This is a genomic window from Providencia sp. PROV033, assembly GCF_028484855.1.
In the GTDB taxonomy this organism is placed as follows: Bacteria; Pseudomonadota; Gammaproteobacteria; order Enterobacterales; family Enterobacteriaceae; genus Providencia; species Providencia alcalifaciens.
The window spans coordinates 1-8,306 of the sequence record NZ_JAMPSW010000129.1; the positions used below are offsets into that span (position 1 = coordinate 1).

At 40.4% G+C, this 8,306-nt stretch carries 9 protein-coding genes and 1 pseudogene; 5 read left to right on the forward strand and 5 right to left on the reverse strand.

Annotated features, from left to right (window positions below):
- Window positions 1-149: 149 nt before the first annotated feature.
- The gene (gene mazF, locus PSF16_RS15750) at window positions 150-482 is read right to left on the reverse strand and encodes an endoribonuclease MazF (protein WP_272689620.1); all 333 of its coding nucleotides are present in this window, start codon (window positions 480-482) and stop codon (window positions 150-152) included.
- A complete protein-coding gene (locus tag PSF16_RS15755; protein WP_023159984.1) occupies window positions 482-727 on the reverse strand; it encodes an AbrB/MazE/SpoVT family DNA-binding domain-containing protein in 246 nt (81 codons plus the stop codon). The genes mazF and PSF16_RS15755 overlap by 1 nt, the downstream gene beginning before the upstream one ends.
- Before the next feature lie 266 nt (window positions 728-993).
- Between PSF16_RS15755 and PSF16_RS15760 the strand changes: the two genes are divergently transcribed.
- Both PSF16_RS15760 and PSF16_RS15765 read left to right on the forward strand, forming a co-directional pair.
- On the forward strand, window positions 994-1,617 hold the full coding sequence (locus tag PSF16_RS15760; RefSeq protein ID WP_272689621.1) for a ParA family protein: 624 nt from the start codon (window positions 994-996) through the stop codon (window positions 1,615-1,617).
- 90 nt (window positions 1,618-1,707) lie between these two features.
- The gene (locus PSF16_RS15765; protein ID WP_048607652.1) at window positions 1,708-1,935 is read left to right on the forward strand and encodes a plasmid partition protein ParG; all 228 of its coding nucleotides are present in this window, start codon (window positions 1,708-1,710) and stop codon (window positions 1,933-1,935) included.
- 97 nt (window positions 1,936-2,032) lie between these two features.
- Here PSF16_RS15765 and PSF16_RS15770 read toward each other — a convergent pair whose 3' ends face one another.
- The 3 genes and pseudogenes from PSF16_RS15770 to PSF16_RS15780 form a co-directional block, all read right to left on the reverse strand.
- Window positions 2,033-2,401, reverse strand: coding sequence for a hypothetical protein (locus PSF16_RS15770; RefSeq protein WP_272689622.1), 369 nt, complete (start codon window positions 2,399-2,401; stop codon window positions 2,033-2,035).
- Between the two features lie 334 nt (window positions 2,402-2,735).
- Window positions 2,736-3,071 (reverse strand): hypothetical protein, encoded by a 336-nt coding sequence (locus PSF16_RS15775; protein WP_272689623.1) that lies wholly within the window; start codon window positions 3,069-3,071, stop codon window positions 2,736-2,738.
- A 78-nt stretch (window positions 3,072-3,149) separates the two neighbouring features.
- Window positions 3,150-4,296: pseudogene (locus tag PSF16_RS15780) on the reverse strand (IS3 family transposase).
- Between the two features lie 468 nt (window positions 4,297-4,764).
- On the opposite strand from PSF16_RS15780, the gene PSF16_RS15785 reads away from it, so the two are divergent.
- From PSF16_RS15785 to PSF16_RS15795, 3 genes are all read left to right on the forward strand, one after another.
- Complete coding sequence (locus PSF16_RS15785) at window positions 4,765-6,036, forward strand: MASE1 domain-containing protein (protein ID WP_272689624.1); 1,272 nt, start codon at window positions 4,765-4,767, stop codon at window positions 6,034-6,036.
- A gap of 27 nt (window positions 6,037-6,063) precedes the next feature.
- Entirely contained in the window at window positions 6,064-7,365 is a 1,302-nt protein-coding gene (locus tag PSF16_RS15790; RefSeq protein ID WP_036410326.1) for an HdeD family acid-resistance protein, read from the forward strand.
- 85 nt (window positions 7,366-7,450) lie between these two features.
- The gene (locus tag PSF16_RS15795) at window positions 7,451-7,783 is read left to right on the forward strand and encodes a DMT family transporter (protein ID WP_072125160.1); all 333 of its coding nucleotides are present in this window, start codon (window positions 7,451-7,453) and stop codon (window positions 7,781-7,783) included.
- Window positions 7,784-8,306: the final 523 nt, after the last annotated feature.

Below are 8,306 nucleotides of genomic sequence, written 5' to 3' on the forward strand. Positions count from 1 at the left end.
AAAAACAAAACATAATCATTTACTGTGAAAATAACATCTAAAATAGAGTTTAATGACGATACAGCATTATCTAAAGGAGTTTGATTACCTGTTGCTGTGTGTAGTGTCTCATTTTCCATTCTATCCGATAACCCTTATAAGTATTATATCTATCCTATTAACGCCTTTGCTTTAGCTTTTATCTCTGCCAGTTCTGATGCCTCCACTTTGCCCTTTTTAGTAACTTTACGAGCTCTCCAGTCAACACATGTAACTTGATCCGCTAATGCGTAGCTGTTTCTTTCGTTCGAGAGTTCGCATTCAAATGGATAGCCTTTGCCTTTAGTTGTACATGGTACGCATAGTAAGAGCCCTACTTTATTATTGTATGCAAAAGGGCTAAGGACAACTGCTGGACGATGACCGCCCTGCTCATGTCCTTCAACTGGATCAAAGTCAATCCAAATCAAATCGCCAGAATCAGGTACGTATCGAGATACCATTAAATTAATTCCTTACCTGTTCGAGCTCCGAAGTCTACTTTCTCATGGATATTCTCCGGTGTGATACCGGCTAACAAATTATCTAATGAGTATTCTACCGCTTTAACTGGCGTAATGATGATACGACCTTCTTCTACCGCTATTTCAACCGTATCATCAACGCTAAGTGCCGCTTTTTGCATGATAGCAACAGGAAGCCGTACAGACGGGCTATTGCCCCATTTTTTTACTGTGACCTGAGCCATTTATCACCTCTACAATTCAACGTCCGAGTTTTAATAGTAGCACCCCAATTTAAATGTATCAACATTGTCGATTATAATAGGGATGCAAACACATAAACACATAAACACATAAACACATAAGTGTATGTATGAGTTTGATAAGGTCCGTATGTGTCTATGTGTCTATGTGTTTAGGCTCAAACCCACATAAACACAAATACACATTGATTATTTATAGGCTTACTTAGATAATGAACAAAACACAAACACACATATGAGGGTTTCCAGTGAAGGTAATTTCTTTTTTAAATCCGAAAGGCGGGTCTGGAAAAACAACCACCGTCATAAACGTTGCTACTGCTATGCAAAGAGCCGGTTATTCGTTAGCGGTTGTCGATACAGACCCTCAAATGAGCCTATCTAACTGGTCTAAAGAAGGGAACTGTGATTACGATGTTTTCACCGCAGCCAGTGAGAAAGACGTTTATAGCATCCGTAAGGATCTAAGTGATTATGATTTTGTCATTGTAGATGGTGCTGGTTCACTTTCTGTAATTACTTCAGCAGCGGTTATGGTTAGCGACCTTGTTATAATTCCAGTCTCGCCAAGCCCTCTTGATTTTTCCGCAGCCGGTAGTGTTACATCAGTTCTTGAAGCTCAGGCATACAGCCGCAAAGTAGAAGCAAGGTTCCTGGTCACTCGCAAAATTGACCAAACTACTATGTTGCAAGTATTAAAAGACAACCTCAAAGATACCGGCTTAACTTCTTTCAAAACCGCGATTTCTCAACGGCAGAGCTATATCAAATCTATTCTGGATGGTAAGAGTATTTTTGAAACTAATGATGGAAATGCAAAAGGCGAGATTGAAATACTAACCAAAGAAATTCTGACTATTTTTGAGTCATAATGTGCATTAACACACAAACACAAACGTGTATTTACACATAAGCGCTAAAACACAAAAGCGCATATGTGTTTAAATTAAAAGAGATACTTTATGGCACTAGAAAAAGTAAATGAATCATCAAATTCACAAAAGATGAAGTTCGGTGAAAACAGAGACTTAGATAAAATTCTTGAAAAAAGTACAAAAACAAAACGTATAAATGTAGATCTTGATGAAGATACTCAAATTCGATTCAAAGCTGCATGTGTCAAACGAAACACCACCATGAAAGATGTAATATCAGATTATGTTCATCAGTGGCTGAAGCAAAATGAATAGGTAGTGTTTTTCTAGGGATGATATTTCATCCCTTTTTATTGCACTTTTATCTCAATTTCACTATGTAAAATTCAAAACAAAAGTGTCTCATGCTCGACTATTCGATCCAATCTGGTAGTTTTGGCAATGGTTGTTTTTTCCACGGCTCTTGCTCTCCAAGATCCCAGATTTCAGTGTTGTATGTTCCTGTTCCACCAAAATCAAGGCTTGGTCGTAACTGCGTTATGTAGCAGTACGCGAGAAAGCCGTTCTCTCTCTTGCGTACCAATTCAGTCCAACCGACCGCGTATATATCTTGTAGATATGCTTCCCAAGCAAACAGCACACTGGTATTGCTCCAATGCTCTAACTCAGGATAAAACCGTCTTATTTCCTTTATAAAATCAATCACGTCACTATTGAATTCATTATCTGGACATGGGTTACTCGGGTTTCGTTGGAACGTTTCTTCATTAAAAACAAACATGCTCCGGTCCTCTACTTTAACTGGTAGTGTTTTTGCTTTTTATTATTGTACCTGTGATTTAATTCTTCACTTAGATTTTAGGTTGATTACCTATAAAGCCTAAAATATTTTCATATGTGTATACACACATTAACACATACGTGTATATGTGATGAATCATACACAAATACACATTAACACATGAGTGTTTATGTGTATAATTAGTTTTGCCATACGTTATATGATTATAATAAGTACCAACACTAGGGTTATAACGCCACATTGTGGCGTTTTTTTTTTGAGGATGAGACTGAAGATAAAATATAGAATTTTGATACCAAAAACTTTACATCGGTTACATGCTATTTTCTGGGTTTATGAATGTAGCTGGTAACCATTTCAGGAGGAAATTCTTTCCTTCACCAGTACCTACCCAATAACCATGCCAGTGAGCTCGCCTAATGTGTGGGCGCATAGTCCCTAGTGCATGGGTACTTCTCAGGTTTTCATTGAATGCTCGAATACTATCACCTACATTGGCACCGATAATGGTTCTTTTAATTTTTTTAGCCTCAAATAACCGCTCTTTCCCTTTGGTTTTTTTGATGTTTTTATAAGAGACTGTTGGATTGGTGCTGTTCGGTATATCTACAAAATCTTTAATAAAATAGGTTGTTATAGGTATAGCCAACTTAAACAACTCAACATATATATCTCTTAGCTCGCTTTTAATTCGATGGTCTGTGAGTTTTGAATCGCCACGGATAATCTAGACACTTCCGAGCCGCTGATAATATTGGTTTTCGTATTCAGTTGGTGGCATCTGATCGCTCGAACCATGCCGACGCTTACTGTTATAAAACATTTCGATGTAATCAAAAATATCGCTGCGGGCTTCTTCCCGCGTTCCGTATATCTTTTTCTTTATCCGCTCGCGTTTCAGTAACTGGAAAAAGCTTTCTGCAACCGCATTATCGTGGCAATTACCGCGACGGCTCATGCTGCCCTCCAGGCCATGTGATTTCAGGAACGACTGCCACTCATGGCTTGTGTACTGACTGCCCTGGACCGAGTGAACCAGCACCTGTTTTGGGGATTACGCCGCCATACAGCCATCAGTAGTGCGTTCAGGACAACCTCCTTTGTCATCCGGGATTGCATTGACCAACCGATAACCTTACGTGAGAACAGGTCAACAACCACGGCCAGGTACAGCCAGCCCTCGTGGGTCCTGATGTAAGTTATGTCCGTTACCCAACGCTCATCCGGAGCATCCGGACTGAACTGTCGCTGGAGCCTGTTGGGTGACACGATACTGACTTCACCTTTGCGTACCCGCGGGCTCCGGTATCCAACCAGGGCCTTTATCCCGACACGCTTCATCAGTCGCCAGACTCTGTTCACTCCGCACTGTTGCCCGCTATCCCGCAGGTCAAGATGGATCTTGCGGTAGCCATAAACGCAGCCCGACTCCAGCCAGAACTGTTTTATCTGCCCCGTCAGTTTCAGGTCCTCATGATGCCGCCGCGAATATGGTCGCTGAAGCCAGGCGTAAAAGCCACTGGGATGCACATCCAGCACCCGACAAAGCAGACGAACAGGCCAGCACCAGGTGTTATCACGGATAAAGGCGTACCTCAGCCGGACAGCTTTGCGAAGTACGCCGCGGCTTTTTTTAATATATCCCGTTCGTCCGTAACCCGCTTCAGCTCCTTCTGAAGTCGGCGGATCTCGGCCTGAGCATCTGACTGTTCTTTATTAGTGGATGAGCCCGGACCGTGCTTCTTTATCCAGGTGTAAAGGCTGTGGGTAGTGATACCAAGACGTGTTGCCACGCTGGAAACAGAATGACCGCGGTCAATAACCTGTTTTACCGCTTCAATTTTAAACTCTTCGGGATAACGCTTACCGCTCATGGGCACCTCTCTTTAAGCCATTTTAAATGACTCCGAGGTGTCTGTTAAACCCGTGGCGATTCATAATACGAAATTTGCGGTATAATTTGTGGCTGTTGAGTAGTTATCACAGCCATATTTTTTGATTATTTTTTTATCAATAATCAATCTGGGGGCATTAATGGGGGCACTGCTTTTTATTCAACTAAATAAATTTATTTAATATCAATGTCATTACCCATCAAATACGACTCCTGTGATCTCCGCCAATCAAGTTCAATATACCTCTATTGAAGTCAACTATCCCTTTATATTTCAATACAAAGTCATCATTCTCACTCAACTAAGTTCAACTGAAATTAATTTTAAGTATTATGACTATACTTAAAGATACAATTTTGATATTTTCCGAAAAGGAAAATAATATTGACCTTTTTGTGTAAAGATAAGGTCAGACATATCATTATGATACACAATCTAAAATAAACTATGAAAACATCCTTGTTATCAAACAAAACCACATTAGTCGTAATAATAGGATGGTTATTACTTTATTACGTGACAGGCGAAATCTCGGAAATACTCACACCTGAAAATTCTGATATATCTGCGGTCTGGTTTCCTGCCGGAGTCGCAACAACCGCTTTTTTATGTATGCACAAACGCCAATGGCTGCTGCTAATTGGCTTCATTGTGTTAAACATGGTACTGAATGGCTTTGATAGTGAGGAATTTACCCTTTCGTTTATATACGCTGTTCTGGCTGTGCTTTCTTGTATTGTTATTGCCTGGAGTGTCCGCAGGTATGCCCGGCAGGGAGATGACCTGCAAATAATATTGTTATGGCTATCAGCAATAATAATTGTCAGCTTTGCTGATGCGGTTTTATTTTCTGTCCATATGTATTGGTTTGATAATACATCACTTAAAGATATATTCTGGGATGGATTCATTGCTGATATTACCGGCAATATCTTTGCAACAACGGTAATTATGGGGTTAATTAACACCCGTTTCAAATGGATGGTTCCCTCCCATAAAGTTAATATAATTTGGGGTAGTGCTATTTTATTTCTTCTTATTACCAGCACTATATTGATCTTCAATGATACTGCAATACAGATATACCATTCCTATTTTCACCAGCAACGCAATATTGCCAAATTATCGTTACTCTGCATCCCGGTTTTACTTGCTGTTATGCTGTCTGTACTGTGGGGAAATCGGGGGGGGTCAATAGCGTTGTTAATACTTGCGACGATTACAATCTATTACACCCGCAGCAAGCAGGGACCTTTTTATCTGCATGGTTTGTTTCGTCATGAATCACTGTGGCTGATACAGGGATATTTGACATTAATATCGTTATTAATGGTTTTTTTACGGGTTGTGACCCTAAGTACTCATCGAATTGATAACACTCAAGGAGTTTATAAACCACAGCATTTGGTATATCAACTTAACCTGGATAATGGTGTTATTGAATGGGGAAATACAGATAGCTTATTTCAACAAACTGATTTAACAGCTCTTTCTGGTGTAAGGCAGATTATGGCATCTGTTCATCCTGACGATCGTGAAAAGCTTGCCGGGCATTGGGAACAAAAGCAGGCAAATACCACTCTTCCGGGGATAACCTTTAGTCTGAAAGATAAGGAAGGCCGTTGGTGGAATATAGAAGATCGCGGGAGTGTTATTTTCAGTAATAATGATCCGGTAATGATTGTCGGGAACTGGTTTGTTTTAGGTGAAATTTCCTGATATTGATATGGTAATAAAGGACAGGTAATGCTACAGATTACATTATTACTCTTCGGTGCCGAATTTATCAGAGGGAAAGCTCATTACCTCTGGGGAGTGGGGCTCCTCTGGTGTTTAATGGGTATACTTATTTTCATTGATGGTCTTGATGGTATTCTTTTTTTTCCAATACATTTGTTTGGTTTTTTATTATTACTTGAAAGTCTGATTACATTATGTGTTGCCTCAGGCAGTATCGGGACACAAAAAACGATACTTTTCTTTAAAGGTGGTCTGTTTTTATTCTGTGCATTGGTTATCTTAATTAATCAGACATATAGTAATGTATTACTATCGGCAATGTTTGGTTTTATTTTCTTCGTTACCGGGTTATTTGTTGTTGCATCAGCCTGGATTATTCGTTTTCCGGGATGGAAATTAATCCTGTTATGGGGGGGAACAGAAATCCTGTTTGCCTTTTTTCTGTTTACGCATCACCAGGCAACAATTTCCTTTTTTATCGGATTTTTAATGATAGGGAGTGGTTTTGGATGCCTGAAGATAGCATTCCGGGCTCGTCATATTCAGCGGGGAACATCTGTATTTGAATTGATGAGACCTTCACCTGTATCGTTTAAGAAGAAAGGGATAGCTCTGCCAATAACCGATACGGCACAATTACCGTCTTTAAATGCAACAGCAGAGCAAGGTGCTATTTTAACTGTTCATATCTGGACACCCGAAGGCTCCGCAAACCAGCGCCCTGTGCCACGTCCGATTATTAACCGTTATATTGCGGCGGTTGATTCTGAGGGGGTTATCTCTACAGGGCATGCTTCTCTGGAGCTCTGTCCGCATCTCTATATCAGTTTATACCCGGAAGAAGATATTGATCGTTCTCCGTCAGAGTTTTTCAGGTTATTAAAAGCAACTGCTGATAATAATATTCCCGGAAGGTTTTTACCCGATTATCAAACTGAAGCATCCGAGTGGTGTGAATCTGACAGACAGATTGTTTTTAATATTTATAATCATGCTTCTTTGCTGAATTTTTGGGAAAAATATCGCCGGCACCCTGTTTATAACCTGACATACCAGAACTGTTCCAGTAGTGTTGCATATGCGCTGGAAGCCGCATTAGATGGCGTTTTGTCCATGCAAAAAAGAAGTTATTTTATGGGCGTTTTAAATGTACTTTGTATGCCGGAGTTGTGGATTGCTGCTCAAATTCGCCGGCGTGCACTGATGATGGCATGGACCCCCGGATTAATTATGGATTATGCACGTGCTTTACGTGCTATTGTACATCCGGTTCCGGTTCCTTGGTATAAGCGCTTGTTAAAACGTTGAATTTAATAGCAATATTCATAAACAAAAACGAACAGAAGAGTCATTTCCTGAGATATTTGCCAGATAAGTTAAAGAGGTTTTTATGCTGAAAGTATACGCAATCTTAATGGTGTCTATCATCGCTGAAACAACAGCGACAACCATGATGAAGGCGTCTCATGGATTCACAAAGTTAGTACCCAGCATTATTGTAATTATCGGGTACGCTATTTCTTTTTATGGCTTATCGCAAGTTGTCAAAAGTATGAATATTGGTATCGCCTATGCGATATGGGCCGGAGCAGGGATATTTCTTGTTTCAGCCCTGTCATTTTTTATTTATAAACAAAAACTTGATTTTCCGGCATTAATTGGTCTGGGATGTATTGCACTGGGCATTATTATTATCCAGTTATTCTCTAAATCGATTACTCATTGAGTTCTGATAGCCCTGAATTACAGGGCTGTCTGTCATTATCCGATATTGACCTCTTCCCTTTCTTCATCTCCGGCTTCAATTTTAGTGGTTTAATAAATTTGGCCACCTGAACAGAGGTAATATGCTCACCTCAGAACGACACAGGTACCTTAATAAAAAAACGAAATATTAAAAAAGGCTGCCGCGCTCCTGATGTCAAATTCCCTGAACAACTCCCGATATTATGACAATCTGTCGGTTCTTTGTGGCCGGACAGCATGAGATTCCCGATTTTGGTTATACTTTCGTGGCAATCGCTCCTGATAGCCATCACCTGAGAGGTTGTGCGATAGATACCGCAATAACCGGGAAGCCGGAGTTCCCTTTTCGGCTGTATCCCGGTATATTTTATGATTATTTCCGAAATCGGCTGACCAGCATTAACCCCAGGAAATAGCTGCCGCCAAGGACAGATACCAATGTTCCGGCTGCTATCTGTGACGGCCAGATAAGCGTTTGTCCCAGCCAGTCCGCCCATATCATC